Below are 25,771 nucleotides of genomic sequence, written 5' to 3'. Positions count from 1 at the left end.
GCCGATGGTATCGTCACGCCGTGAGCTGGGCAAATCTCTGATGAGGTTTCCATGCTGGACCAGCAATGATGCGGATGGCACTTGGGTTGTCATTCTGGGTGAGCAGTAAATCCGGACAGGATCCTGTGTAGGATCCTGCTGTTTATGGCATAATCAGCCACCGATGAGAACAAGTCCCGGCATCTCAGGGACTTGTATGGTTAAAATCATCGGCGGTAAGGACTTTTTCCTTTGACTATCAGTTGTTGGACCTATAATATTCGCGCCCTATGCAAAAGGTGAAGTTGCCCGTTAAGGTTGATCCAGTCCGTAATGCCTTGAAGCTGCTCGACTATGTCGGGATAGTGGAAAAGTCGCAGATGCCCAGGCTGGAGGAATCAACCGCAGGCTTGCAGAGTGATGTTGATGTATCACTGCACTTTGGCAAAGATGTCCAGAAGTTGACCGTTATGAAAGGCACTGCCCATGCCAAGGTTGACCTGGTTTGCCAGCGTTGTGGAGAGACATTCGAGCACCTTTGTGAAGCTGATTTTATCTACACTCCGCTGTTTGAAAAAACAAACGAGGAAGAACTGCCGGAAGCTTATGAGCCCATTGAGTTGGACGAAAACGGCGAGATAGATCTTCATCAAGTTCTGGAGGATGAACTCATCCTCTCGTTGCCTCAGGTGGCAATGCATCCAATGGATGCGTGCCCTCGCGGTAACATGGACATGACTTGGGGTGATATCGAACCTGCTGATGAGCGGCCGAATCCCTTTGCAGTTCTTGAAGAGCTTAAACGTAAGTGAATCTAGGAGTTAGCCTACAATGGCCGTACAACAGAACCGTAAAACCCGTGCCAAGCGTGGCATGCGTCGTTCACACGATGCGCTGACCAGTGCAGCTCTGACTGTTGATCAGACCAGTGGTGAAATTCATCGTCGTCACCATGTGACTGCCGATGGTTTCTACCGCGGTAAAAAGGTAATCGCTTAAGGATTGCCTTTGTCTACGCAAACTGTCGCGCTAGACATAATGGGGGGAGATATTGGCCCCTCGGAAACAGTGCCTGCCGTTGTGCAGGCACTGTCTCTTTTGCCCCAGCTAAAACTCATTCTGGTTGGTGATCAACACCAGACCACTGCCTTATTGCAGCAACATGGCTTGCTGACTCATCCTCGCGTTCGTTTCGTACATGCATCCCAAGTGGTTGGCATGGGCGACAAGCCGATCGTGGCGCTGAGAACTCTGAAAGACTCCTCCATGCGGGTTGTGCTCAATCTGGTGAAAGCCGGTGAGGCCGATGCCTGCGTCAGTGCCGGTAATACCGGTGCCCTGATGGCCATGGCCAAGTGTGTGCTCAAATCCTTGCCCGGTGTCGACAGACCTGCGCTCATCAAGGCGCTGCCGACCTTGAGTGGCAAGCGTACCGTGATGCTGGATCTCGGCGCCAATGTCAGCTGCGATGCCGACACCCTGTTGCAGTTCGCTGTGATGGGGTCGGTGGTAGCCGAAAAGGTTGAAGGCATTGCGTCGCCCCGGGTTGCCTTGCTCAACGTGGGGGAGGAGGAGATAAAGGGCAATGACCTGGTGCGTCACAGCGCAGAGTTGCTCCGTCAGTGCAGCGCACTCAATTTCGTTGGCTTTGTCGAGGGGGATCGCATCTTCAGCGGCGAGTGTGATGTTATTGTCTGCGATGGTTTTGTTGGCAATGTCGCCCTCAAAACGGCGGAAGGGGTAGTGCGGATGATGGCCCAGCTGGCCGGATATCCCCGCAAAAAACGCAGTTTTCTTGGCCGACTCGCCGGATTTATGTTCAAACGACGTTTTTCTTACCTGAACCCCGACCAGTATAACGGTGCAAGTCTGTTAGGATTGCGCGGCATTGTGGTAAAAAGCCATGGGCGAGCCGAACGGCACGCTCTGTGTAATGCGATCCTGCTGGCCGCACAAGAGGCCAAGCATCAACTTCCATTGCAAATAGCAGATCGCCTTGAATCTGTCTTTTCCGACAGGGATCTATAAGAACTCTATGCATAGCAAAATTCTGGGTACTGGCAGTTATCTGCCGAGTTCAGTGCGTACCAACGCCGATCTCGAGCAAATGGTTGAAACCAGTGATGAGTGGATCGTGGAACGTACCGGGATCCGTGAACGCCGTATTGCCGGTGCCGACGAAACTGTCGCCACCCTGTCTCACCAGGCCGCCCTGCGCGCCCTGGAAGCTGCGGGTCTGACCGCTGCCGATCTCGACATGATAGTGCTGGCCACCACCAGCGCCGAAAACGCCTTCCCGGCTGCCGCCTGCGAGCTGCAGGGATTACTCGGTGTGCCAGGCATTCCTGCATTTGACGTGGCAGCCGCCTGCGCCGGTTTCACCTATGCGCTCTCCATTGCCGATCAGTTCGTCAAGTCCGGGGCCGCCCGCCATGTGCTGGTTGTTGGCGCCGATGTGCTGTCCCGCATGTGTGACCCGCAAGATCGTGGCACCATCATACTGTTTGGTGACGGGGCAGGGGCTGTGATTGTTGGCGCAAGCGAGACACCTGGGATCCTGTCTACGCACCTCCATGCAGATGGCCGTTATGGCGATCTGCTCAAGTTGCCGCACCCTCGTCGCGGCATGCCGGGCGCCGAGCTCGAAGCCTACATGTATATGAAGGGCAACGATGTGTTCAAGGTCGCGGTGACGCGGTTGAGCGAGATCGTGACCGAGACGCTGGCAGCCGCTGGCATAGCGCCGAGCGAACTCGACTGGCTGGTACCGCACCAGGCCAACTTCCGCATCATCAGCGCGACCGCCAAGAAGCTCGGCATGAGCCTCGATAAAGTGGTGCTGACCCTCGACAAACACGGCAACACCTCTGCTGCCTCCGTGCCCATTGCCTTCGATGAAGGGGTGCGTGACGGCCGGATCAAACCGGGCCAGTTGGTACTGCTGGAGGCCTTCGGCGGTGGTTTCGCCTGGGGTTCGGCGCTGATCCGCCTCTGATCTTCAGCGGGATGGCGCCAAGGCATCATCCCGTGACCGATTTCGTTTTGTCTTACCTTAAAGGAATCAATGATGACCCAATTTGCCATTGCCTTCCCGGGACAAGGCTCCCAAGCCGTTGGCATGCTGGCCGAGCTGGCCGAGCAACACGCCGTGATCAAGGAAACCTTCGCCGAGGCGAGCCAGGTGCTGGGTTATGACCTGTTTGCCCTGGTCATGGATGGTCCGGTTGAAGATTTGAACAAAACCTGGCGCACCCAGCCCGCGTTGCTGACAGCTTCCGTCGCCCTGTGGCGTCTGTGGCAACAGCAGGGTGGGGCGACCCCCGCCATGATGGCCGGCCACAGTCTGGGTGAGTACTCAGCACTGGTGTGCAGCGGCGCGCTGGATTTCGCCGATGCGGTCAAACTGGTTGAACTGCGTGGTTTGGCCATGCAGGAAGCCGTACCGGAAGGGACCGGTGCCATGGCGGCCATCATAGGTCTGGATAACGAAGCCATCGCCGCCAACTGCGAAAAAGCGGCGCAAGGTCAGGTGGTCTCTCCGGTCAACTTCAACTCCCCGGGCCAGGTGGTGATCGCCGGTCACAAGGAAGCGGTTGAGCGCGCAAACGTACTGATGAAAGAGTCTGGCGCCAAGCGTGCATTGCCGCTGCCGGTCTCTGTGCCATCTCACTGTGCACTGATGAAACCTGCCGCAGAAAAACTGGCGGCTGCGCTGGACGGGATCGAGATCAAGGTTCCAACCATCGCAGTCATCAATAATGTCGACGTATCCTGTGAACAGGATCCGGCCGCCATCAAGCAAGCGCTGGTGCGTCAGCTGTTCAGTCCGGTCCGTTGGACCGAGACGGTGGAGCGGATGGCCAATGAAGGTGTCACCCTCGAGATCGAGATGGGGCCGGGCAAGGTATTGACCGGGCTGGCCAAGCGCATCGACAAGCGCGTGGAAGGTATCCATGCCAACGATGTCGCCTCTTTCGAGCTGGCGCTGGCCCAGTCCAAGTAAACAGGAGCAGATAATGAGTTTTACCAATAAGGTTGTGTTGGTGACCGGTGCCAGTCGTGGTATCGGCCGTGCGATTGCCGAGACATTTGCGGCCCGTGGCGCAAAAGTCGTCGGCACAGCGACCAGCGACAGCGGCGCAGAGGCTATCAGCGCCTATCTGGGTGAGCAGGGTTGTGGCATGGCACTGGACGTGACCAGTCCTGAATCCATCGAGACTGTTTTCGCGGCCATCAAGGCGCGTTTCGGCGACATCGATATCCTGATCAACAATGCCGGCATCACCCGCGACAACCTGTTGATGCGTATGAAAGATGACGAGTGGAATGAAATCATCGACACCAACCTGACTTCCCTCTATCGTCTGAGCAAGCCAGTATTGCGCGCCATGATGAAGAAGCGTCATGGCCGGATTATCAGCATCGGCTCCGTGGTCGGAACCATGGGCAATGCAGGCCAGGTCAACTATGCAGCCGCCAAAGCGGGTCTGGTTGGCTTTACCAAATCGTTGGCTCGGGAAGTGGCATCCCGTGGTATTACAGTGAATGCGGTTGCGCCCGGTTTTATCGAGACCGACATGACCCGGGCACTGAATGACGAACAACGTGCCGGCATCATGAATCAGGTGCCAGCAGCCCGTTTGGGTGATCCAAAAGAAATTGCCGCAGCTGTGGTATTCTTGGCGTCTGATGATGCCGCCTATATCACTGGCGAAACCCTGCATGTTAACGGCGGGATGTACATGGTGTAATCAATTTGTCGTGAGATCTGTTCAAATTTGCGATAGTACGCCGAAGTTTGGCGAATTTCGTGGTTTGACCAGAGGCAAGCTACTTGCAAACTGACGTTAATTGAATAAACTACCCCAACCAGACGCAATAGCGTATTTTTAAAGGAAAATTCAGGTCATGAGCAACATCGAAGAACGCGTAAAGAAAATCATCATCGAACAACTGGGTGTTAAAGAGGAAGACGTCAAGAACGCTGCCTCCTTCGTCGACGACCTGGGCGCTGACTCTTTGGATACCGTTGAACTGGTAATGGCGCTGGAAGAAGAATTCGATACCGAAATTCCTGATGAAGAAGCCGAAAAGATCACTACTGTTCAAGCGGCTATCGATTACATCACCGCTAATCAGGAATAAGTTCCTGTTCTGAAAGAAGCGGCCCAAGGGCCGCTTCTTTTATGTTTACTCCCTTTCAAAATACCTCTCGGAGACTACCTCAGTGTCAAAACGCAGAGTCGTGGTGACCGGCTTGGGGATGCTTTCCCCGGTGGGCAACACTGCCGAATCCAGCTGGCAAGCCCTGCTCAACGGGCAGAGCGGCATTTCTCCTATCGAACATTTTGATGCCAGCGAGTTTGCGACCCGTTTCGCAGGCCAGGTCAAAGAGTTTGATCCCGAACAGTACGGTATCAACCGCAAAGAAGCCCGCAAGATGGATCTTTTCATCCAGTACGGCGTGGCGGCGGGGATCCAGGCGCTCGATGATGCGGGTCTGGTTGTCAATGAAGACAATGCAGAGCGGGTCGGTGTGGCCATAGGTTCCGGTATCGGCGGTCTGGGTCTTATCGAACAGAACCATACCAGCCTGATCAACGGTGGCCCGCGCAAGCTGAGCCCCTTCTTCGTACCGTCCACCATCATCAATATGGTGTCCGGTCATCTCTCCATCATGAAGGGTCTGCAAGGCCCCAACATAGCCGTGACCACAGCCTGTACTACAGGTACCCATGCCATCGGCATGGCCGGTCGCATGATCGCCTACGGTGATGCGGACGTGATGGTGGCCGGTGGTACCGAGAAAGCCTCCACCCCGATGGGGATGGGCGGTTTCGCGGCGGCCAAGGCACTCTCTACCCGCAACGACGAGCCCCAGAAGGCGAGTCGCCCGTGGGACAAGGATCGCGACGGTTTTGTGCTGGGTGATGGCGCCGGTGTACTGGTACTGGAAGAGTATGAACACGCCAAGGCCCGTGGCGCCAAGATCTATGCCGAGCTGGTTGGCTTTGGCATGAGTGGCGATGCTTATCATATGACGGCACCTCCCTCTGACGGCAGCGGTGGCGCGCGCGCCATGAAAAATGCCATCAAGGATGCCGGTATCGCTCCCGAGCAGATCGGCTACATCAACGCCCACGGCACCTCTACCCCCTTGGGTGATGTGGCCGAGCTGCGCGGTATGAAGCAGGTGTTTGGCGAGCATGCCAGCGCCCTGATGATCAGCTCCACCAAGTCCATGACCGGCCATCTGCTGGGGGCGGCGGGTGCTATCGAAGCCATTATCACAGTGCTGGCGCTGCGTGATCAGGTGGCACCACCCACCATCAATCTGGATAATCCGGATGACGAGTGCGATCTGGATCTGGTGCCCCACGTAGCCAAACCTGGTCACTTTGAGTATGCCTTGTCCAACTCGTTCGGTTTTGGCGGCACCAATGGCTCACTGATCTTCAAACGCGTATAATTCGCCCCAGGGCGGATGACTCGGGCCCGATACTGCCGGTATCGGGCCTTTTTTATCGGAGGGATCCTTTTGCTTATCAATGGAATGCAGACAGATGCTGTGTCCGCCAGGGATCGTGGGCTGGCCTATGGGGATGGTCATTTCACCACCATGCTGGTTAGAAACGGGCAGGTTGTCTGGTGGCCTGCCCATCTGGCACGGCTGCAGCAGGCCAGCGCCAGACTCGGATTTGCCGGGATGGACTGGTCAACCTTGACCCGCGAGGTGGCGCAATTGGCTGCTGGCCAGACGCAGGCTGTCGCCAAGGTGATGCTGACCCGGGGAACTGGCGGGCGCGGTTATGACGGCAGTGCCTGCGAGGCGCCAACCCGTATCGTCTCCCTTGCCGATTACCCGAGCCATTATCAGGGTTGGCAGCAAAACGGCATTCCCCTGCTGGTTTGCCAGCAACGGCTCGGCGACGCCCCCATGCTGGCGGGACTCAAGACCCTGAACCGGCTGGAACAGGTTTTGCTGAAAAGCGAACTTGCGACGCGTTCGGGAGTCGAAGGTATAGTCTTGAACAGTCGGGGATTTCTGGTAGAAGGTGTCAGTGCCAATCTGTTTTGGCGCCGTGGCAAGACGGTGTTTACACCGGATCTTTCCCACTGCGGTATTGATGGCATCATGCGGCGCCATGTGATGGCGATGCTAAAACAGATGAGTATTGAACTGCGTGTCGTGGAGGCTCCGCTGGAGTCACTGTGGCAGGCCGAAGAGGTATGGCTGACCAATACCCTGATGGGCATAGTGCCGGTGACCGGCATTGGGGATACTCAGTATCCGAGCCCGGTATTGATCCGCCGTTTACAGGAGCGTTTGGTCATTGAAGTTTAATCGGCTTTACACCCTGCTCGCGGGCGCGGCGCTGACAGTTGCCGTGGCCGGGGGCTATGTATATCACAAGTGGCAGCAGGTGGAGACGCTCACCAACAAGGGGCCGACCCGCCTCTTTACCGTCGAGAAAGGGGCCCATGCTGCGCGCCTGATCGCCGAGCTGGGGGAGGGGGAAACCAGTCCCTGGGCCGTGCGGCTTTGGCTGCGTGGTCACCCCGAGCTGGTTGCCATCAAATCCGGTACCTACGAGATCAAGGAAGGGGCGCCACTTAAAGAGACCCTTTCTCTGTTTGCATCGGGCAAGGAGTTTCACTTCAGCCTCACCTTCGTCGAGGGGTCCCGTTTTGAGGACTGGCTGAAGCAGCTCTCCGGCGCGCCCTATCTGGAGCGGCTGACCGTGGAGCAATCTGAAGCCGACCTGGCTCACGAGCTTGGCATCGACAATGGCAAGCTGGAGGGCTGGTTCCTGCCGGAGACCTACGCCTATACCACCCATGCCAGCGACATCTCCATACTGCGTCGCGCTTATCAGGACATGAAAGCCTTCCTGCAACAGAGCTGGGACAAGCGTCAGGCCAATCTGCCCTACAAGACCCCTTATGAAGCGCTGATCATGGCTTCCATCATCGAAAAAGAGACGGGCCAGCCGGACGAGCGGGCGCAGATCGCCTCCGTGTTTGTCAACCGCTTGCGTCTTGGCATGAAGCTGCAGACAGATCCTACCGTCATCTACGGGGTCAAGGATCGTTACGATGGCAATATCCGCCGCAGCGATCTGACGGACGTGAATCCGTACAACACCTATGTGATCGATGGCCTGCCGCCTACGCCCATCGCCATGCCCGGCAAGGCTTCCATCGAAGCGGCCCTCAACCCCAAGTCGACCGACTATCTCTATTTCGTCGCCAAGGGGGGCGGTGCCCACTATTTCTCCAAGACCCTCGATGAACACAATCGGGCGGTTCGCGAATACATATTGAAGAAACCCTAATGTCTAAATTTATCGTGATTGAAGGACTGGAAGGGGCAGGGAAGAGCTCCGCGGTACGTTATGTTACCGATTATCTGCAACGCCACGGCATCGACCAGATCGAATGCACCCGTGAGCCCGGGGGAACCCCGCTGGCCGAACGGATGCGCGCCATCGTCAAGGAGGTGCACGACGAGCGCCTTACCATCGAAGCCGAGCTGTTGCTGATGTATGCCTCCCGGGTGCAGCTGGTCGAGACCCGGATCAAGCCGGCTCTGGCTGAGGGTCGCTGGGTGGTGGGGGATCGCCACGATCTCTCCTCCCAGGCCTATCAGGGCGGCGGGCGTGGCATCGATGCTGGGCTCATCGGCGCCATCAAGCAGGCAGTGCTCGGTGACTTCAAACCGGATCTCACCCTCTATCTCGATATCGATCCTGCCCTTGGTTTGCAGCGAGCCCGTCATCGTGGCGAGCTGGACAGGATCGAACTGGAGCAGCTCAGCTTCTTCGAGCGCACTCGCAGCCGTTATCTCGAACTGGCCGCCAAGGATGATTCCATCCGGGTGATCGATGCCGGACAAACTCCGGATCAGGTCAAAACGGCCATCGAGGCCGCACTGGCTCATTACCTGTCGAACGAGCACGTATGTATCCCTGGCTGATCCCGGATTGGCATGCCCTGAGCCAGACGGCCCAGGCCGGTCGGCTGGGCCACGCCTGGTTGTTGCTCGGCGATCCCGGTCTTGGCAAGGAGCAGCTTGCAGAACGATTGGCGCGCTTGCACCTCTGTCAGCAGCCTGATCGCGGAGAGCCCTGTGGCCAGTGCCACTCGTGCCAGCTATTTGACAAGGGACATAACCCGGATCTTGGTACCGTTACAATCGACAGCAAGACCATAGGGGTCGAAGCCATTCGCGAGATCTGCGCCCGCTTGCAGAACTCGGCCCAGCTTGGTCGGGGCAAAGTGGTGATCATTCCGGATGCGGAGCGCATGACGGAGTCCGCTGCCAACGCCTTGCTGAAGACATTGGAAGAGCCGGCCGGCGATAGTCTCTTGCTGCTGATTGCCTCCCAGGTTTCCCGTCTGTTGCCCACTATCCTGAGCCGCTGTCACAAGCACGTCTGTCAGTTGCCGACGGAAGGGGAGACGGTGCGCTGGCTGGCCGAACAGGGTCACCAGGCCACATTGGCTCAGGTGCGGATCTGCCAGGGAGCCCCGCTGCGGGTGCTACGTTACATCGAAGAGCAGCAGGATGGCAAACGCCGGGAGTTGCTGGAGAGTTTCGTCTCCCTGTCACTGACCCCGACTCGGGCTACCCATGTCTGCAGCCAGCTGGCGGATGAAACTCAGGTCAGGCTGCACTGGTTGCAGCTGTTCTTGTGCGATGTACTCAAGACTCAGGCCGGCTGTGGTCATCATCAGCTGGCGATGCCGGATCTGGCGGCCCTCAGTCAGCAGTTGGCCGAGGGCAACTCCAGCGAAAAGTTGCTGGAAGCTGAGCAGCAGCTTGTGGCGCTCAAGGCGGCCTGCCAACCTGGCCAGCTCTCCAATCCCACCATTCATCTGATGAACTGGCTCAGCCGCTGGTTATAAATCTGACAAGACGCAAAGGTTCTTTATGTTACTCGTTGATTCCCATTGCCACCTCGATCGCCTCAGCTATGGCAGCAAGCAGACCGACATGGCCGACGTGCTGGCCAAGGCTGCGCAGCAGGACGTGGGATACTTTTTGTGTGTGAGCGTCACCCAGGCGCAGTTCCCGACCATGTTGGCGGCGATCGCCCCTTATCCCCAGGTGTTTGCTTCCTGTGGCGTGCATCCGCTCAATCAGGAACCCGGTGTCGATGCCGAGCTGTTGCTGACGCAGGCCAGCGATGAAAGAGTGGTGGCCATAGGGGAAACCGGGCTCGACTACTTCTATTCGCCGGAAAACAAGGAGGTGCAGCAAGCCTCCTTCCGCGAACACATTCGGGTCGCTCGTGCCTTGAACAAGCCGCTGATCATTCACACCCGTGATGCCCAGCAAGATACCCTGCAGATCATGCGTGAAGAGGGGGCCGACCAGGTGGGCGGTGTGTTGCACTGTTTCACCGAATCCCTGGAGATGGCCCAGGCCGCGATGGAGATGGGTTTTTATATTTCCATTTCCGGCATAGCGACCTTCAAGAATGCATCCGCGCTACAAGCCGTGGTCAAGGCGTTGCCGCTGGAACGCTTGCTGGTTGAAACAGACTCTCCTTATCTCGCCCCTGTGCCTCATAGGGGGAGGGAGAACGAACCTGCCTTTGTGCGAGATGTTGCCCAGTTTATTGCCGACCTTCGTCAGATGCCGCTGACCGAGTTGGCAGAGGTGACCAGCCGAAACTTCTTTGAACTGTTCAAGTTGGCAAAAAAATAAACGACTAGGCCCCGGATAAAGGGGCCTCTTTAGTTAAAATCATCCGCACAACTTCCCCTCGTTATCACTGCCATGCCACTTGTTATCTCTCACAGATCATTGAATGTCAGCGAGATGACGTCGTTGATAAACTTGTTTATTACAGATGATGTTGCTGCAGGTGTACATCGAGGTTCAGGTGTTTTAATTAGAGATTCTATAAGTATCGATAATATTCATTATCGATACTTGATGTATATGAAGGATCCTGTAAGATCCTCTCAAACTCCGCATTGAATCATAGACTTACGTGGCTTATCCAACTGTTTCACCCCCTGTTTATCAGTCATTGCAGACTGTGTTCGATCCTCAGCTCAATAGTCGGGCGAGACGCTTCTTGCGCAGTGCCAAAGCGGATTCCACTCTCAATGCCTATCAGGCTGATACCCGTATTTTTGTATTCTGGTGCCAGCTCCACGGGCTTGACCCGCTGCAAACCACTCATCACGACATCATGAATTTTCTGGCGGATCAGGCCGATGGCATATTGGCGGACTGGGTGTGGCTGGATAAAGAGGAAGGGAAAGGGGAGCTGCGCAACGGTGAACCACGTAAACCTGCAACCCTGGTCAGGCGACTGGCTGGGATCCGCTACGCCTTCAAGCAGAAAGGCATTCATCCCATGCCGACCGAGCATGCCGAAATCAAGGAGATGATGCGTGGCATAGTGCGTCTTGGTGATAACCGCAAACGCAAGACGGGGGCGCTGACCCTGCAACCGCTGGCCAGGGTACTCGATGAAATCGACACCTCAAACCTGGCCGGTTTGCGGGATCACACCCTGCTGCTCTTGATGTTCAGTGGTGCCTTGCGCCGCTCGGAGGCGGCCAGAATCGAGGTCAGCGACCTCGATTTTGTGGGGCAGGGGATCCGGCTTCGCCTCAAGCCGAGCAAGCATCAGCTCCATGAAACCGAGATAGCGCTCATTCCTGGCAAGCAGTATTGCCCCGTCTCGGCGCTGCACACCTGGCTTAAAAAAAGTCGGATCGGCGAAGGTGCGCTGTTTCGTCGCATGAACCGCTGGGGTCAGCTTATGTCTGAACCCCTCGGCCCCCAGGGGATAAACCTGATGATCAAGCGGCGCACCGGCCAGGCCATCGATGATCTCCATGTCAGTGGCCACAGCCTGCGGCGGGGATTCATCACCTCGGCCGTCACCGCCGGCAAGCCCATGAACAAGATCATAGAGGTGACTCGCCACAAGGACATGCGTACCCTGCAGGAGTATTTCGACGATGCCCACAAGTTCTCCGATCACGCTCTGGATGGCTTGTTGTGACACTCCGCGTCACTGAATTTTTTATGTTAAATTACATCTTGTTGATCTGATGATATATTTATCGCGCTTTGCCAAAGTGCCCGATGGGAGGGGAGAGCCCTCTTGTTCAGGCAACAATGCATCACAGGTTAGAGATAACAAACGTTAAAACAGAACATTGCAAGGTCATATGAGCCAGGAAATAAACGTGAATGAGGCCCTAGCGGCAGCCCCACACAACAATGCCGAACGACAGCGCCAGCATGTGAAACGCAAGCAGGAAACCCATAGCCGGTTGCAGTGCTGGATAAGCAATCGCCACGCCGAGCGGTTACAGGAATTGGGGATGCACCTTGAAGACAGTCAGGCTTCGCTCATCGAACAGGCGATCGATCTGCTCTATCAGCATGAGTTGTCATCCCAGCCCCAGGTTGAGAAAGAGATGGCGGATGTGCTTGAGTGAAAGGCAGAAAACAGAACGTCCGGACATAAAAAAAGCCAGGTACGAATTCCTTGTACCTGGCATAGGGGAATTGGCTCCTTGCAGAGCCGTGCGCTAACTGGTGTTCGGATAGCCTTAAGCTTAGACAAGGCTCAAGGCTTTTCAAGATCCGAATAAAAGTTCAACCGAAGTGTGGGTTTTCCAGACTCGATCAGGCGCGGAGTTTATGCATCGAACAGATTGTTGTCGCGCACCAGCTCACGGGGCAGGGCATTCTTGACCCGGCTACCGACCCACTTCCCCATGCCCAGGGTGTGCCCCTGATAACGAACGATCACCTCGCCAGTGCCAGCCTCCTGCTCGGGCCAGACGTCCCGCCCCATCATGAATTCTCGCGCATTGGCACTGTCGAGTTCGACAACCCCTTGTGTCGCCTTGTCGCCATAGGCCAGCGCCCACTCATGGGTAAGGCGATAGCCCTTCTTGAAGGTCTCCGCCAGCTTGATGCCGATGCGATCGAAACGCAGCTTGCCCTGCACCTGCCCAAACAGGTGAGGGAAGAGCCAGATCTCGTCATTGCGACCAAACAGCTGACCTTGGGGTACCACACCAAAATTGGCTTCAATCTCGCTCAGCATGGGCTCAGCCTCTTTGGCTGGCAGTGGCGAGAAGGGAAACTTGCCGAGTTTGCCCGGCTTGAACATGGTGTTGGGCACTGAGTGATGCTTGCGTATTCTGGCGACGAAAAAGCCTTCACTGTCGAAGATCTGGGGCCAAACGTGTAGATATCCTTCGGGCGTACAGGCCTGCTCCGCATTGGGGAACAGGTCGGCCAACGAGTCAACGGTCAGGGCATCGCCGAACTTGTCCAGCAGAGACTGACAGACTGCCTGGTTCTCCTGCTGGCTCAAGGTGCAAGTGGAGTAGACCAGCACGCCGCCGGGTTTGAGGGCGTGAAACGCACTCTCCAACAACCCTTGCTGCACCGCAGCAATCTCGTCGATGCTCTCGATACTCCAGTTACGCAAGGCATCTTCATCTTTGCGCACTGTACCTTCGCCGGAGCAGGGGGCATCGAGCAAGATGGCGTCGAAAGTCTCCGGCAACCACTGGCCAAACACCTTGGCATCGAAGTGAGTCATGCCCACATTGGTGACGCCGCAGCGCTGGATGTTGGCACTCAGCACCTTGAGCCGACTGCTGGAATATTCATTGGCAACCAGCATACCCTGGTTGTTCATCAGCGCCGCTATCTGGGTGGTCTTGGAACCAGGGGCGGCCGCCGCATCCAGCAGCATGCCATCTCGCTTGACCTGATCGCTGGCAAATAGCGCCGTCACCGGCAACATGGAGCTCGCTTCCTGAATATAAAAGAGGCCGCTCAGGTGCTCTGCCGTATTGCCAAGGGGCACGGATTCATCGGCCCGGGTCAACCAGAAACCGGTTTCGCACCAGGGAACGGCATCGAGTTGCCAGCCAAGTGGCTGCATCTGCATCACAAAGTCGGAGACAGATATCTTCAGCGTGTTCACCCGGATGCTGCGCCGCAGTGGCCGCCGACAACTGGCTACGAATTCATCCATGGAGAGATGAGCCGGCATGATGGCCGCAATATGGTGCAAGAAGTGATCGGGAAGATAGGTATTGTCGTGCACGGCGCCGTCTCGTTGACCCAAAATAAGGGGCGATATCCTATCACAAGGCTAGGAATTTTCTTAACAGTGCCGGCCGGCAACATAAAAAAGCCCGGCGTCATGGCCGGGCTGGTGTGATAGGCAAGAGACGATCAGGGTAGAATGCGAGGGCTCCACTCCAGCCACTCTTTCTCTGCCTTGCCATGCAAGGGGTAACGATGGCCCGCCTTGACGGTCGGCCCCATCTCCCGCTCCGGGGTATTGAAGGCAATGCCGCCCGCCAGCAGGCTCTGCACGGTTTCCACTTCGATGGTGCCCCCGGTCAAACCTATGTCGGCCTTGACGCCGGAGACGTTCCAGAAGCGGGTGTTGGCCCGAACCAGGTGGGCATACTCCTGATCAACGCTCACATCGATCAACACTTCGCTGCCATCACGCGCCAACGCCACGCCTGTGACGCTACCAACAACCAGTTTGCGAAACAGCAAGGGGCTGCCAACACTCAAGCCGCTGACTGACGGGCTCTTGAGGGTCAAGGCCAGCCCAACCGGGCCCGTCTGACTCAAGGGAAAACGGTCCTTGCCCGCCCCCTGGCCTGGCTGAGCCTCCACGAAGGCTCCCTTGATCAGGGTATCGAGGTGAGCTATGCCGCCCAATCCCAGCTTGGCTTGTACCAGGGTAAAGCGGGCACCGGATTGCATAAAGCGCTCCGCATACTGACCATCCAGCTCGGCCTTGAAGATCACCTGACCCAGCGATGGCTCCAGCTCAATTTGCTCAATCTTGCCGATGTCGACACCGCGATAGCGGATCGGGCTGCCGACCCCCAGACCCGGATTGTTGTCGGCCACCAGGGAGAGGGCGCGCACTTTCGCCCGTGCCTGCTCTTTGCTATCAAACAGTTGATGGCTGCTGCGGCCGGTTCCCAGCCTGTCAAACTCGATGGCACCGCGTAGCAGGGTCGCAAGATTGCCCACCTTGACGTGTACGCCATCGACGCGCACCCGGGTATCCAGGGCGGGTTTTTTCCAGAACTGCGGCTGCCGGGAGAGCAGGGGGGCATAAACGCCGTCAATCTCCAGCTCGATCTCCACCCCTTCTTTGGCTGCGCGCAGTTGCTTGACCTTGCCCGCCTCAAGTCCCAGATAGAGCACGGGTGAGCCGATGCCGATACCATCTGCCTGCTCTGCCTTGAGCAACCAGCGCTGAGGCTTGGCATCACGAGTACCGAGCAATGCCAGCTCCTGGCTCGGGTAGAGGCGGTTGATGCGCTCACCGGTGACGGCCTGCACCAGCTTGATACCGCCGCCAATCCAGGCGCTGGCCGGGCTGGTTTCCACCTTGATACCGCTAAGATCGGCATCGATCTGCAGTGGTGACGCCCGATAGAAACGGGCCTGTTTCAGCAAGTGCTGATATTGCGTATTGACCACCAGAGCGACGCTGGCATTGCCGTTTGCATCCAGGCTCAGCTGGTTTATCTGACCAATCTGCAACCCCTTGTACCAGAGCGGAGCCCCTTCATTGAGGCCCGCCAGATCATCGGCCAACAGTGTGAGTCGGGTGCCGCTGACCTGATCCTGGCCGCTCAAGGTGATGGCTTTGACCCTTTCCCCCGCCACATAGTCGAGGCGAATGGCAGGCCCTGCCAGCAGGCGATCAGCGTGCTTGAGACCACTGGCGCCGAGGGAAACTGTCTCCCAGACCAGCCGGCTTTCGCCGGTGATCCGAAATGCTTGTTCCGGGTTGATCAAAGCCGTCACAATCCGGCCCTTGTCGGTCAGGCGAATGGGGTCAATACGGCCAATTTCGATCCCCTCATAGAGGATGGGCATTCCCTCCTTGATGGGCAGATCCCCCGCGGCTATATCGATAGGCTCACCACGGGCGGCCTCGGCCAGCCCCTTGTAGAGGGTGAAGGTCTGCCCCTTTTCCGGCTCTGGCGATGCTTTGGGAGAGTCAAATGCTATGCCGCCGCTGAGGATGGAGGTGAGGCTGCCCGCCTCCACACTGACGCCGGCCAGACTGAAGGACCCCTTGATGCCGCTGATGTTCCAGAAACGGGTGTCAGCCTTGACGAGGTGCTCGAAGCGAGGCTCGATCACCAGATCCAGGATCACGTTCTGGTTGTCCTGGCCCAAGCGGGTATTGATGACGCTACCCACTTCGATACCACGGAAATAAAGCCTGGCGCCAATCCCGACCGACCCCAGCGAGTCAGCAGTCAGGTGCAACATGCGCCCTTGAGCCTGATAACCCGGGGGAGGGCCATCCAGTGCATCAAACTCCTCTTCCAGCGGATTGTTGTCCCGGCCGGGCTGCAGGTTGATGTAGTTGCCGGAGACCAGGGTATCGAGGCCGGAAATTTCGGTCAGCGATGCCTTGGGGCTCACCAGCCAGAAGTCGGAGCCTTTGCGGATAAGCGAACGGGCTCGGCTGTCTATCTTGGCCAGTACCGCTATCTTGTGGCCATCTTCAGCCAGCTCCAGATCCTGCACCACCCCTATGGCCACCCCCTGATAGCGCAGCTGGGTCTTGCCTGGCAGAATGCCGTTGCCCTGGGCAAAATTGATGCGAATAAGTTGTCCACTGCTCGCAAACTGCTGGTAGATGAACCCGACCGCCAGCAAGAGGGCAATGAAGGGCAACAACCAGACTGGCGATAACCAGCGACGCTTCTCAATGACGGGTTCAGCCCCGATCATACCGACTCCTTAATTGGCTGATGTGAACAGCACTTCAGATACAAACAAATCATCAACAAGTCACCTTGTCCAAAACAGAAAGGGAGATAATCCAAGGGGTATCAGCGGGCCGCTTTGTCCCACAGCAGCCGGGTATCCAGCATTCTGGCCGACATCATGGTCAGCACCACTACGCAGGCAAACGCCGTGGCGCCGGGGCCCGCCCGCACATTGAGCAGCACGCCGCGATCAACCAACGCCACCATCAGCGAGATGACAAACAAATCCAGCATGGACCAGCGGCCGATAAAATCGATGATGCGATACATGATGAGCTGACGCTTGCGCCGCACCGGCTTGGTGCGCTGCAACTGCCAGCAGATCCAGCCCAGCCCCAAAATTTTGCCCACCGGCACTATGATGCTGGCGGTCAGCACTATGGTGGCGATCCCCGACATCTTGCTGCGATAGAGCATCATGATACCGCTGAAGATGGTATCGGACTGCAATAATCCCTTGTTATAGAAGTGGGTGATGGGCAGCAGATTGGCGGGCAGCAACATGAAGGTGGCCAGTGCCAGCAAGCCCCATGACCAGGCCAGCGAATGGGGGATGCGCAACTGCAACTTGCTGTGGCAGCGGGGGCAAACTGCGCCGGCCTGATGGCGAACCAGCAAACCGCAGCTGTGACAGCGGCAGAGCCCCAGCTCACGGGCGCTGGTCTGGGTCATGTTCCGGCTCCTCCAGTGGCACGCGCTCCCAGTAAGGCGCGGGATCAAACAGGGTCAGCAGTGTCATGTTGAGCAGCATCAGAATACCCAGACTCAACAAGCCGCCCCCCAGGCGCACATCGGCAATATCGATCAGTTTGAACAGCGCGACCAGCAGGCTGACGATGTAGACCTCCAGCATGGCCCAGTGACGAAACACCTCCACCGCTTTAAGGGTCGGGGCCAGTATGTGCCAGCGCTTGGCCAGGCCACAGGACAGCAAAAAGATCCCGAGCAGCAGGCCCACCGGTGCCAGCACGGCGCACCAGAGCACCAGTCCCGCCACCCAGAATTCGTGTTCGACCATCAGCACCAGGATGCCCTTGAGCAAGTTGGCATCCGAGTTCACCCCGGCCAGACGCAGGTAGATAAGCGGTTCGAAGAAGGCGGAGGGCAGCAGCAGAAAACCTGTGATGGTCAGGGCCATCAACTGGGAGGGGCGAAAGGCGTAGCGTCCATACAGATGCTGATGGCAACGAGGACAGTGAGCGTGGCGTCGCATTGGCAATAACTTGCGTTCGATCAGCAAGTCGCAAGCCGGGCAGACGATCACGGGATTGGGATCCGACATACGATTCAACCTGTTGAAGGAATTGGTGAAATTTACCCTAAAACCCGCGCCCTGTCTTGCCTGGCGCCGTTCTGCCACGAAAGTATGATTGACGTTAACGTAAACGTGATATTAGATAGTCAGACCAGACAAATGAAAGGAGTCATGATGTCCAGCCTTACCCCTTCGGCAGGCCTGCGTTTTCGCACCGCCCTTGCCAACGAACGGCCACTGCAGATCGTCGGCACCATCAATGCCTACATGGCCCTGATGGCCGAACGTAGCGGCTTTGCGGCCCTCTATCTCTCCGGTGCCGGTGTGGCCAATGCCTCCCATGGCCTGCCGGATCTCGGCATGACCTCCCTCAATGACGTACTGATCGACGCAGAAAGGATCACCGCAGCGACCAAGGTGCCACTGCTGGTCGACATCGACACCGGCTGGGGCGGCGCCTTCAATATCGCCCGCACCATTCGCGCGTTCGAGCGGGCAGGGGTGGGGGCTGTACACATGGAAGATCAGGTCGCCCAGAAACGCTGCGGCCACAGACCCAACAAGGCGGTGGTTACGCTGGAGGAGATGTGCGATCGCATCAAGGCGGCGGTAGATGCCCGTGAGGATCATGACTTCGTCATCATGGCGCGTACCGATGCACTGGCAGTGGAGGGGATTGGCTCTGCGCTGGAGCGCGCCGCCGCTTATGTGGCCGCCGGGGCCGACATGATCTTCGCCGAGGCGGTGACCGAGCTCGGTCAATATGATCGCTTCAAGCAGGCGGCCGGGGTGCCCATCCTCGCCAATATGACAGAGTTCGGCCAGACCGAGTTGTTTGATAAAGAGGCGCTCGCCAAGCATGGGGTCGACATGGTGCTCTATCCCCTGAGTGCCAGCCGGGCAGCCAATCAGGCCGCGCTCAACGTCTATCAGCACATTCGCCAGGATGGCCACCAAAGAGCCGTCGTGGACACAATGCAGACCCGGGAAGCCTTGTATGACTTCCTCGGCTATCACCATTACGAGCAGACACTGGATCGTCTGTTCACATCCAGGGATTAGGAGGCAAGGTTATGGGACAACAGAAGCCATTGGGCGGCGCCGGCCTGCGGGGTCAGAGCGCGGGGGAGACCAGCATTTGCACCGTGGGCAAGAGCGGTACCGGGCTCACCTATCGCGGCTATGACATCAAGGAACTGGCAGAGGGCGCCCAGTTTGAAGAGGTCGCCTATCTGCTGCTCAAGGGAGCCTTGCCCAGTGAACAACAACTGGTGGACTACAAGCGCGAGCTGCGCCGCCTGCGCACTTTGCCCACCGCGCTGCTGGAGGTGCTTGAGCGCATCCCTGCCACTGCCCATCCCATGGATGTGTTGCGTACCGGTTGTTCCATGCTCGGCGATCTGGAACCGGAAGATGGCTTCGAGCACGAGCATGAAGTGGCTGATCGGCTGCTGGCGGCCTTCCCTGGCATACTGCTCTACTGGTACAAGTTCAGCCACGAAGGGCTGCGCATTGCGCTCGATACCGATGAGGAGTGCATCGGTGGCCACTTTCTGGCCCTGCTGCACCAGAAAGCCCCGAGCGAGCTGGCGCGCCGCGTCATGCATGTCTCCCTCATTCTCTATGCGGAGCATGAGTTCAACGCCTCCACCTTCGCAGCCCGGGTCTGTGCCTCCACGCTTTCCGATATGTTCTCCTGTATTACCGCCGCCATCGGTACCCTGCGCGGGCCGCTGCACGGTGGGGCCAACGAGGCCGCCATGGCGATGATCGAGCCCTGGCAGGATGAAGCCCAGGCCCGGCGCGAGCTGCAGGCGAAACTCATCGCCAAGGAGAAGATCATGGGCTTTGGCCACGCCGTCTATCGCACCTCGGATCCCCGCAACGTCATCATCAAGGAGTGGTCGGAAAAACTTGCCGAGGCGGTGGGAGACTCACGTCTTTATCGCGTTTCCTGCGAGGCGGAGAAGGTGATGTGGGAGGAGAAAGCCTTGTTCCCCAATGCCGATTTCTTCCACGCCAGCGCTTACCACTACATGGGGATACCAACCAAGCTGTTCACGCCCATCTTTGTCTGCTCGCGGGTCACCGGCTGGTGCGCCCACGTGATGGAGCAGCGGGAACATAACAGGATCATTCGCCCGAGCGCCGATTACGTCGGCCCGGCCCCCCGTCATTTCGTCTCTTTGCAACAACGATAAGGAAATCACGATGTCCGCCAACGTCGACGTCAACCACAGACCTTCTCCCGATCAGGTGCTGGTCGATATTGCCGATTATGTCTGCAACCACCCCATTACCAGCCAGGCGGCGCTCGATACAGCCCGCTACTGCCTGATGGATACCCTGGGCTGCGGCCTGCTGGCGCTGCGCTTTCCCGAGTGCACCAAGCATCTGGGGCCCATAGTCCCCGGCACTCTGGTACCTCACGGTGCCCGGGTACCCGGCACCCAGCTCTGCCTCGATCCGGTCAAGGCGGCCTGGGACATAGGCGCCATCATTCGCTGGCTCGATTACAACGACACCTGGCTGGCCGCCGAGTGGGGCCATCCTTCCGACAACCTGGGAGGGATTCTGGCTACCGCTGACTGGCTGTCGCGCACTCGCGTCGCCGAGGGCAAGGCGCCGCTCACCATGGCCGATGTGCTGACCGCCATGGTCAAGGCTCACGAGATCCAGGGCGTGCTGGCGCTGGAGAACTCCTTCAACCGGGTCGGGCTCGATCACGTTGTGCTGGTGAAGGTCGCCAGTACCGCCGTGGTGACCCATATGCTGGGGGGCAATCGCGATCAGGTGATCGATGCCATCTCCCAGGCCTGGGTCGATGGCCAGAGCCTGCGCACCTATCGCCACGCCCCCAACGCGGGATCGCGCAAGAGCTGGGCGGCTGGGGATGCGACATCGCGCGCCGTGCGTCTGGCGCTCATCACCATGAGCGGCGAGATGGGCTATCCCGGCGTACTGAGCGCACCCAAGTGGGGCTTCTACGATGTGCTGTTCAAGGGCAACCAGTTCGCTCTGCATCAGGGCTATGGCAGCTATGTGATGGAGAACGTGTTGTTCAAGATCGCCTATCCGGCCGAGTTCCATGCCCAGACCGCCGTCGAGTGCGCCATGAAGTTGCATGAGGAGGTGAAGGGGCGACTGGATGAGATCGACCGCATCGAGCTCACCACCCATGAATCAGCCATTCGCATAATCAGCAAGGTGGGGGCACTCAACAACCCGGCGGATCGGGATCACTGCCTGCAATACATGGTAGCCGTGCCGCTCATCTTCGGGCGCCTGATAGCCGAGGACTATGAAGATGACGTGGCCGCCGATCCCCGTATCGATGCCCTGCGCGCCAAGATGGTGGTACAGGAAGATAAACGCTACAGCCGCGAATATCTGGAGGCAGACAAACGCTCCATCGCCAATGCCATCCAGGTCTTCTTCAAGGATGGCAGCCACAGCGCCAAGGTCGAGGTGGAATATCCGGTTGGCCATCGTCGCCGGCGTGAGGAGGGGATCCCCCTGCTGGTGGAAAAATTCCAGCACAATCTGGCGACACGCTTCCCGGCCAAACGGGTGCACGATATTCTCGCCCTCTGCCAGGATGGCAAGCAGCTGGCCAGCACACCAGTCCACGCCTTTATGGATCTGCTGGTGATCTGATCCGCAGCTTTCCCCACCAGAAATAGACGCGGGCCGCAGGGGCCCGCTTCTTATTGGAGCGTCACGCGCCGCCAGTCAGGCCAGCACGCTGGCATCCCCGTCAAACAGCGCCGTCATGATGGTTGTTTCCCGGCTGGCGATGGTTTCCAGAAACTCGTTGGCCCGCCCCATCTGATGGCAGACCCGATAGCCCCGCTCGACAAAAGAGAAAAGCTCGCCGAGCCCCGCCAGATGAGCTGGCCCAGAGACAAGTTTGAGGGTGGTGCCAAGGAAAGGCTTGCGGGCCAACCTGTCCAGCGTCATTCCCAGCTCTGTGACCAGGGTTATCTGATGGGCGCGCCGCTCGGGTTCGCCCACCTCCCGATAGGCGAGGGCATAAGCCGCTGCCGTCAGCCGGCCTATGGCGCTACTTCGACGCAGCGCCACCACCATCAGGTAGTCGAGCTCCTCGGAGAGAGCGTCAAGCTCAATCGCCTGGGCCAGCACCTTGAGGCCCGATTCCGGCAGCAATCGCTCGGCGGTCGGCATGACGCGCATCACGTCCGCATCGCGCCGGGCACAATCCCCGGGGCCATAGAGATCCGTCAGGAAAAATTCGGCGGCCGGGCCGTAGCGCTCGCTCTCCAGCAAATCCCTGTGGGTGCGCCCCAAGCGATCTGCCTGCCATTGACGCAATCTGTCTCTGTCTTGCTGATCTTCCGGGTGGTTACGCATCTGCTCGCGCAGGGAGGCGACCCGATTGAGCTGACGATAGAGCCGCCCCAGTGTGCTCTCGTCTTCGGACTGCGGATCATCGGATAGGCGTGTCTCTTGGGTCATATTCAGCTCTCTGGTGACCTGCAACGAATGGCTTGGCGAACCGATAAAAACAGGGAACATGATAAGTGGATAGTGAGGCGGATAGTAGCGTGCACTACCGCGCCGATACATCCTTCTCCTTGAGTGTAACTCGCGGGCGGGCAGGGGATAAATGCGTCGTGCCCTTGCTCAAGCGGCTTTGTTAAGTGAGTCCCAATTATGTTGCAAATGGCTTTCACTTGTTTGATTCATGTGTTTAATATCAATAAATGTTGTCATCGCTCAGAGAGTTAGCATGTTCCTATACGATCCCCTTGTCGGCAGCAGCCTGTCGACCATCCAGGTCAATCGCCAGCACCCCCTGGGGCTGGCCGGTGTGCGGCTCGCCGCCGAAGCCATTGCACAAGACATGAGCGAGGAGTATCAACTCGACTGTGAATGGGAAGATGAGGAAGAGACCCGGTTGCTGTTTCGCGGTGCCGGGGTCAATGGCTTTCTCTGCCTGACCGACACAAACCTGCAACTGGAGGTGCGCCTCGGCCTGATGCTGCTGCCGGTACGCAGCGTGCTGGAGCAGGAGATCCTCGAATATGTCGATAACCGCCTGCCTTGTCCCAGTCAGGGATAAGCCGTACAGGAACATCAACACTCGCTCTGTCTGTCTGTCGCCGAAAATAGATGCCAGACAGCACATCTGTATATTAACTGAACGATGCGACGACCTCCGAATAACAAATAAACCGGAGACAAGACGAGCGGATCAATTATTTTTTACGATGCCATGTTCACGTCGCCACGTTTCATTATGCCCAGGCAGAAATAATTAATCGAAGCGTATTGGCACCAACATATACGACTCCTGTTTGTTCGCCATCGATATTGCTGTCTTCATGGGAAGATGGCGGACAAATAAGCGAAACGGTAGGGAAAAACCATGTCACCGTGTGAACTTATCTCCTGTGTCGATACCGCCTGGCTGCGGATGGACAGACCCAACAATTTGATGCAAATCGTCGGTGTGCTGATGTTTGACGGTCAGCTCGACGAGGCCCAGCTGCGCACCAGTCTCGAGTACACCATACGGGTACAGCCCAGATTTCACCAAAAGGCCAGCCTGGAGGGGGGTGAGTACTACTGGCGTGACGATCCCGATTTCGATCTCGATTTGCACCTCAAGCGGGTGATCCTGCCGGGCAAGGCTGGCAAGGCCGAGCTGGAGCGGCTGGTGGCCGACTTTGCCTCCACCCCGCTCAACCATCAGCGCCCCCTGTGGGAGATGCACCTGGTGGATACCTCCCTCGGTGGTCAGGCGCTGGTGGTTCGCTTTCATCATGCCATGGGAGATGGATTCTCCCTGGTGCGCGCTCTGCTCACCATGATGGATGAGAGCCCGGTGTCCGCGCCGCGCCCGCAGCCCGAGCCCCTGGCCAGCGACCATGATGACGACCACGACGCTCATCAGGGCAGTCGCCTGCTGCGAGCCGGTCTCAAGCTGACCGGCACCCTCTGGTCCAAGTATGTCGAACTACTTACCCATCCCACCAAGGCGATGGACTACCTCAAGATAAGCCGGGATGTGACCGCCGAGCTCTACACCATCGCCACCCTCTCCGACGATGCAAAGACCCGACTGAAAGGGGAGACCGGCAGCACCAAGCGGGTGGCCTGGTCTGAACAGATACCGCTACCGGATGTGAAGGCGGTAGGACGGGTGCTCGGCTGTTCGGTCAACGATCTGCTGATTGCCGCCACTGCAGGAGCGCTTCGCCACTATCTGATTGAGAAAGGGGATGACGCCGATGGCGTCGCAATACGGGCCCTGGTGCCGGTCAACATGCGCGCCCCCGACGACAACGGTGCCCTTGGCAACCGGTTCGGGCTGGTGGCCCTGGACTTGCCTCTGGATATCGAACACCCGTTGCAACGGCTGCATGCGGTGCGAGAGCGGATGCAGGCGCTCAAGTCCTCCCTGCAACCCGCCGTGGTGCTGAACCTGCTGGAGGTAATGGGCATGGCCCCCAAGGCCTTGCAACAGCAGAGCATCGATATTCTCTCGGCCAAGGCCAGCGCCGTCATCACCAATGTGCCCGGTCCCCAGCAGACCCTCTATCTGGCCGGTGCCCGTCTGCGCCAGCCCCTGTTCTGGGTGCCCCAGGCGGGTGATATAGGTGTCGGTGTATCCATTCTCTCCTATGACAACAAGGTGCAACTTGGCCTCATCACCGACAAGAAGCGGGTGCCGGATCCCGACCTTATCGTCGACCGCTTTGCCGTGGAGTTTGAACAACTGCTGTTGCTGGTGCTGATGGAACCGGATCTGATCTATGACCCTGCGGTACTCGAGCAACTGCTGCAAGGAGGCTAAGCGTACCGAGCAAGTTGTCTGGCAAGAAACAAAGAGGCCAACCCTTGGGTTGGCCCCTTTCATGGCCACAAGGCGGTGTTACTCGTCCTCCAGCTCCTCACGGGCCGCTTCCACATCGAGCCGCTCCATGGCATCCATGGGCTCACACTCGGCAGCCTCGGCATAGAGCGCTTCGGCCGCCGCCATCTTGCTCTTGCCATGCATCATCACCATGGCATTGGCGTATTCCATGCGGGCGATGGCGGAGTGGGGCACTATGGCCAATGCAGCCTTGAAGTGACGCTCAGCTTCGTCTTTTTTGGCACCATAGGTGATCCCGCCGATCATGGCGCCCAGCTTGTCGATGATCTCCGCATGCCAGGCACCGAAGGCGATGTGGGCCTCGGCATGCTCGGGGGCCAGTGTCAGTGCTTTTTCCAGGCTGGTTTTTATCTTGTCACCTATCCCTTGTGACAGGGCCTTGGAGACCGAGATCACCTGGCTATAGCGACCCAGCGCCAGGGCGTGGAAATACCAGCCGTTGGCATTGTCGGGCTGACGCTTTTGCAGCTGTTCGGCGTTGCTGGCGGCCAGCTCGAATGCCGCCCGCTTGGCGTACTTGTCATCCAGCAGGTAGCTGGCGTGGATCACCAGCGCCTTGTTCACCACGTTGAGGCCAGCGTCCCCCGCCGCATTCCCCAATGCCACCGCCTGACCGAAGTCACCGGCATGGTAGGCACGCCAGGCCGCCTGCACCTGAGCGTCTTGAGGCCAGGGTTCTGCATCCCCCTGATGCAGGCGAGCCCAATGTTGCTTGAGGCCCGCCCCCGCGTAGTCATAGGCCGCGTCCGGCCAGGGGAACGGGGTGAACTCGGACAATTTTTGATGTGAAATGGTCATGTTGTGCT

The 25,771-nt window shown here is 58.1% G+C and carries 26 protein-coding genes; 20 read left to right on the top strand and 6 right to left on the bottom strand.

Features of this window, described 5'->3' with window-relative positions; genetic code table 11:
- Nucleotides 1–269 precede the first annotated feature (269 nt).
- The 15 genes from yceD to ONZ54_RS11790 all read left to right on the top strand — a co-directional run bounded on the left by yceD (nucleotide 270) and on the right by ONZ54_RS11790 (nucleotide 12,453).
- Nucleotides 270–791 carry a 23S rRNA accumulation protein YceD gene (gene yceD, locus ONZ54_RS11860; RefSeq protein WP_005311491.1) on the top strand — a complete coding sequence of 174 codons (522 nt, stop codon included), beginning with the start codon at nucleotides 270–272 and terminating at the stop codon, nucleotides 789–791.
- Between the two features lie 19 nt (nucleotides 792–810).
- Nucleotides 811–978, top strand: coding sequence for a 50S ribosomal protein L32 (rpmF, locus tag ONZ54_RS11855; RefSeq protein WP_005311492.1), 168 nt, complete (start codon nucleotides 811–813; stop codon nucleotides 976–978).
- A gap of 9 nt (nucleotides 979–987) precedes the next feature.
- Nucleotides 988–2,007 carry a phosphate acyltransferase PlsX gene (gene plsX / locus ONZ54_RS11850; protein WP_011898705.1) on the top strand — a complete coding sequence of 340 codons (1,020 nt, stop codon included), beginning with the start codon at nucleotides 988–990 and terminating at the stop codon, nucleotides 2,005–2,007.
- Between the two features lie 7 nt (nucleotides 2,008–2,014).
- The gene (locus ONZ54_RS11845) at nucleotides 2,015–2,974 is read left to right on the top strand and encodes a beta-ketoacyl-ACP synthase III (protein WP_021138909.1); all 960 of its coding nucleotides are present in this window, start codon (nucleotides 2,015–2,017) and stop codon (nucleotides 2,972–2,974) included.
- Nucleotides 2,975–3,046: 72 nt separating this feature from the next.
- On the top strand, nucleotides 3,047–3,982 hold the full coding sequence (gene fabD, locus ONZ54_RS11840; RefSeq protein WP_034281768.1) for an ACP S-malonyltransferase: 936 nt from the start codon (nucleotides 3,047–3,049) through the stop codon (nucleotides 3,980–3,982).
- 13 nt (nucleotides 3,983–3,995) lie between these two features.
- On the top strand, nucleotides 3,996–4,730 hold the full coding sequence (gene fabG / locus ONZ54_RS11835) for a 3-oxoacyl-ACP reductase FabG (protein ID WP_271786241.1): 735 nt from the start codon (nucleotides 3,996–3,998) through the stop codon (nucleotides 4,728–4,730).
- Nucleotides 4,731–4,887: 157 nt separating this feature from the next.
- Complete coding sequence (gene acpP / locus ONZ54_RS11830) at nucleotides 4,888–5,124, top strand: acyl carrier protein (RefSeq protein WP_005300909.1); 237 nt, start codon at nucleotides 4,888–4,890, stop codon at nucleotides 5,122–5,124.
- Nucleotides 5,125–5,206: 82 nt separating this feature from the next.
- Nucleotides 5,207–6,448 (top strand): beta-ketoacyl-ACP synthase II, encoded by a 1,242-nt coding sequence (fabF, locus tag ONZ54_RS11825; protein WP_087755722.1) that lies wholly within the window; start codon nucleotides 5,207–5,209, stop codon nucleotides 6,446–6,448.
- A gap of 15 nt (nucleotides 6,449–6,463) precedes the next feature.
- Complete coding sequence (gene pabC / locus ONZ54_RS11820) at nucleotides 6,464–7,324, top strand: aminodeoxychorismate lyase (RefSeq protein ID WP_058394353.1); 861 nt, start codon at nucleotides 6,464–6,466, stop codon at nucleotides 7,322–7,324.
- On the top strand, nucleotides 7,314–8,315 hold the full coding sequence (gene mltG, locus ONZ54_RS11815) for an endolytic transglycosylase MltG (RefSeq protein WP_021138904.1): 1,002 nt from the start codon (nucleotides 7,314–7,316) through the stop codon (nucleotides 8,313–8,315). The genes pabC and mltG overlap by 11 nt, the downstream gene beginning before the upstream one ends.
- Nucleotides 8,315–8,956, top strand: coding sequence for a dTMP kinase (gene tmk / locus ONZ54_RS11810; protein WP_271786240.1), 642 nt, complete (start codon nucleotides 8,315–8,317; stop codon nucleotides 8,954–8,956). Before mltG ends, tmk begins: the two co-directional genes overlap by 1 nt.
- Nucleotides 8,941–9,888, top strand: coding sequence for a DNA polymerase III subunit delta' (gene holB, locus ONZ54_RS11805; protein WP_271786239.1), 948 nt, complete (start codon nucleotides 8,941–8,943; stop codon nucleotides 9,886–9,888). The genes tmk and holB overlap by 16 nt, the downstream gene beginning before the upstream one ends.
- Nucleotides 9,889–9,913: 25 nt before the next feature.
- Nucleotides 9,914–10,693, top strand: coding sequence for a TatD family hydrolase (locus ONZ54_RS11800; RefSeq protein ID WP_059112039.1), 780 nt, complete (start codon nucleotides 9,914–9,916; stop codon nucleotides 10,691–10,693).
- 289 nt (nucleotides 10,694–10,982) lie between these two features.
- The gene (locus tag ONZ54_RS11795) at nucleotides 10,983–12,011 is read left to right on the top strand and encodes a site-specific integrase (protein ID WP_257979946.1); all 1,029 of its coding nucleotides are present in this window, start codon (nucleotides 10,983–10,985) and stop codon (nucleotides 12,009–12,011) included.
- Nucleotides 12,012–12,180: 169 nt separating this feature from the next.
- A complete protein-coding gene (locus ONZ54_RS11790; RefSeq protein ID WP_058394337.1) occupies nucleotides 12,181–12,453 on the top strand; it encodes a RepB family protein in 273 nt (90 codons plus the stop codon).
- 203 nt (nucleotides 12,454–12,656) lie between these two features.
- On the opposite strand, the gene rsmF is transcribed toward ONZ54_RS11790, so the two are convergent.
- From rsmF to ONZ54_RS11770, 4 genes are all read right to left on the bottom strand, one after another.
- Complete coding sequence (rsmF, locus tag ONZ54_RS11785; RefSeq protein WP_271786238.1) at nucleotides 12,657–14,087, bottom strand: 16S rRNA (cytosine(1407)-C(5))-methyltransferase RsmF; 1,431 nt, start codon at nucleotides 14,085–14,087, stop codon at nucleotides 12,657–12,659.
- Nucleotides 14,088–14,218: 131 nt separating this feature from the next.
- The gene (locus ONZ54_RS11780) at nucleotides 14,219–16,771 is read right to left on the bottom strand and encodes an MlaD family protein (RefSeq protein WP_271786237.1); all 2,553 of its coding nucleotides are present in this window, start codon (nucleotides 16,769–16,771) and stop codon (nucleotides 14,219–14,221) included.
- 101 nt (nucleotides 16,772–16,872) lie between these two features.
- The gene (locus tag ONZ54_RS11775; protein ID WP_005311518.1) at nucleotides 16,873–17,481 is read right to left on the bottom strand and encodes a paraquat-inducible protein A; all 609 of its coding nucleotides are present in this window, start codon (nucleotides 17,479–17,481) and stop codon (nucleotides 16,873–16,875) included.
- Entirely contained in the window at nucleotides 17,459–18,091 is a 633-nt protein-coding gene (locus ONZ54_RS11770; protein ID WP_005311519.1) for a paraquat-inducible protein A, read from the bottom strand. Before ONZ54_RS11770 ends, ONZ54_RS11775 begins: the two co-directional genes overlap by 23 nt.
- A 147-nt stretch (nucleotides 18,092–18,238) precedes the next feature.
- Between ONZ54_RS11770 and prpB the strand changes: the two genes are divergently transcribed.
- From prpB to ONZ54_RS11755, 3 genes are read left to right on the top strand one after another with little or no spacing between them, the layout of a single operon-like run.
- Nucleotides 18,239–19,126: a methylisocitrate lyase gene (prpB, locus tag ONZ54_RS11765; protein WP_271788278.1), complete on the top strand. Its 888-nt coding sequence runs from the start codon at nucleotides 18,239–18,241 to the stop codon at nucleotides 19,124–19,126.
- Nucleotides 19,127–19,137: 11 nt separating this feature from the next.
- Nucleotides 19,138–20,265: a bifunctional 2-methylcitrate synthase/citrate synthase gene (gene prpC / locus ONZ54_RS11760; protein ID WP_125598537.1), complete on the top strand. Its 1,128-nt coding sequence runs from the start codon at nucleotides 19,138–19,140 to the stop codon at nucleotides 20,263–20,265.
- A gap of 10 nt (nucleotides 20,266–20,275) precedes the next feature.
- Nucleotides 20,276–21,721: a bifunctional 2-methylcitrate dehydratase/aconitate hydratase gene (locus tag ONZ54_RS11755; protein WP_005311521.1), complete on the top strand. Its 1,446-nt coding sequence runs from the start codon at nucleotides 20,276–20,278 to the stop codon at nucleotides 21,719–21,721.
- Between the two features lie 75 nt (nucleotides 21,722–21,796).
- Here ONZ54_RS11755 and ONZ54_RS11750 read toward each other — a convergent pair whose 3' ends face one another.
- Nucleotides 21,797–22,540, bottom strand: coding sequence for a DUF8198 family protein (locus ONZ54_RS11750; RefSeq protein WP_271786236.1), 744 nt, complete (start codon nucleotides 22,538–22,540; stop codon nucleotides 21,797–21,799).
- A 229-nt stretch (nucleotides 22,541–22,769) separates the two neighbouring features.
- On the opposite strand from ONZ54_RS11750, the gene ONZ54_RS11745 reads away from it, so the two are divergent.
- Together ONZ54_RS11745 and ONZ54_RS11740 are read left to right on the top strand one after the other, a co-directional pair.
- Nucleotides 22,770–23,147, top strand: coding sequence for a polyhydroxyalkanoic acid system family protein (locus ONZ54_RS11745; protein WP_085941456.1), 378 nt, complete (start codon nucleotides 22,770–22,772; stop codon nucleotides 23,145–23,147).
- Nucleotides 23,148–23,453: 306 nt separating this feature from the next.
- Entirely contained in the window at nucleotides 23,454–24,884 is a 1,431-nt protein-coding gene (locus ONZ54_RS11740; protein WP_271786235.1) for a WS/DGAT/MGAT family O-acyltransferase, read from the top strand.
- Nucleotides 24,885–24,962: 78 nt separating this feature from the next.
- On the opposite strand, the gene ONZ54_RS11735 is transcribed toward ONZ54_RS11740, so the two are convergent.
- Nucleotides 24,963–25,763 (bottom strand): tetratricopeptide repeat protein, encoded by an 801-nt coding sequence (locus ONZ54_RS11735; RefSeq protein ID WP_271786234.1) that lies wholly within the window; start codon nucleotides 25,761–25,763, stop codon nucleotides 24,963–24,965.
- Between the last annotated feature and the right edge of the window lie 8 nt (nucleotides 25,764–25,771).

Source organism: Aeromonas salmonicida (genome assembly GCF_028355655.1).
Lineage (GTDB): Bacteria > Pseudomonadota > Gammaproteobacteria > Enterobacterales > Aeromonadaceae > Aeromonas > Aeromonas salmonicida.
This window is presented reverse-complemented; position numbering and strand designations above follow the sequence as displayed.

Bases quoted from the DNA above. Each gene is read 5' to 3' on its own strand.
- yceD (WP_005311491.1), top strand. From the start codon at position 270: ATGCAAAAGGTGAAGTTGCCCGTTAAGGTTGATCCAGTCCGTAATGCC.
- rpmF (WP_005311492.1), top strand. From the start codon at position 811: ATGGCCGTACAACAGAACCGTAAAACCCGTGCCAAGCGTGGCATGCGT.
- ONZ54_RS11845 (WP_021138909.1), top strand. From the start codon at position 2,015: ATGCATAGCAAAATTCTGGGTACTGGCAGTTATCTGCCGAGTTCAGTG.
- fabD (WP_034281768.1), top strand. From the start codon at position 3,047: ATGACCCAATTTGCCATTGCCTTCCCGGGACAAGGCTCCCAAGCCGTT.
- fabG (WP_271786241.1), top strand. From the start codon at position 3,996: ATGAGTTTTACCAATAAGGTTGTGTTGGTGACCGGTGCCAGTCGTGGT.
- acpP (WP_005300909.1), top strand. From the start codon at position 4,888: ATGAGCAACATCGAAGAACGCGTAAAGAAAATCATCATCGAACAACTG.
- pabC (WP_058394353.1), top strand. From the start codon at position 6,464: ATGACTCGGGCCCGATACTGCCGGTATCGGGCCTTTTTTATCGGAGGG.
- tmk (WP_271786240.1), top strand. From the start codon at position 8,315: ATGTCTAAATTTATCGTGATTGAAGGACTGGAAGGGGCAGGGAAGAGC.
- holB (WP_271786239.1), top strand. From the start codon at position 8,941: ATGTATCCCTGGCTGATCCCGGATTGGCATGCCCTGAGCCAGACGGCC.
- ONZ54_RS11800 (WP_059112039.1), top strand. From the start codon at position 9,914: ATGTTACTCGTTGATTCCCATTGCCACCTCGATCGCCTCAGCTATGGC.
- ONZ54_RS11790 (WP_058394337.1), top strand. From the start codon at position 12,181: ATGAGCCAGGAAATAAACGTGAATGAGGCCCTAGCGGCAGCCCCACAC.
- ONZ54_RS11780 (WP_271786237.1), bottom strand. From the start codon at position 16,771: ATGATCGGGGCTGAACCCGTCATTGAGAAGCGTCGCTGGTTATCGCCA.
- ONZ54_RS11775 (WP_005311518.1), bottom strand. From the start codon at position 17,481: ATGACCCAGACCAGCGCCCGTGAGCTGGGGCTCTGCCGCTGTCACAGC.
- ONZ54_RS11770 (WP_005311519.1), bottom strand. From the start codon at position 18,091: ATGTCGGATCCCAATCCCGTGATCGTCTGCCCGGCTTGCGACTTGCTG.
- prpB (WP_271788278.1), top strand. From the start codon at position 18,239: ATGTCCAGCCTTACCCCTTCGGCAGGCCTGCGTTTTCGCACCGCCCTT.
- prpC (WP_125598537.1), top strand. From the start codon at position 19,138: ATGGGACAACAGAAGCCATTGGGCGGCGCCGGCCTGCGGGGTCAGAGC.
- ONZ54_RS11755 (WP_005311521.1), top strand. From the start codon at position 20,276: ATGTCCGCCAACGTCGACGTCAACCACAGACCTTCTCCCGATCAGGTG.
- ONZ54_RS11750 (WP_271786236.1), bottom strand. From the start codon at position 22,540: ATGACCCAAGAGACACGCCTATCCGATGATCCGCAGTCCGAAGACGAG.
- ONZ54_RS11745 (WP_085941456.1), top strand. From the start codon at position 22,770: ATGTGTTTAATATCAATAAATGTTGTCATCGCTCAGAGAGTTAGCATG.
- ONZ54_RS11740 (WP_271786235.1), top strand. From the start codon at position 23,454: ATGTCACCGTGTGAACTTATCTCCTGTGTCGATACCGCCTGGCTGCGG.
- ONZ54_RS11735 (WP_271786234.1), bottom strand. From the start codon at position 25,763: ATGACCATTTCACATCAAAAATTGTCCGAGTTCACCCCGTTCCCCTGG.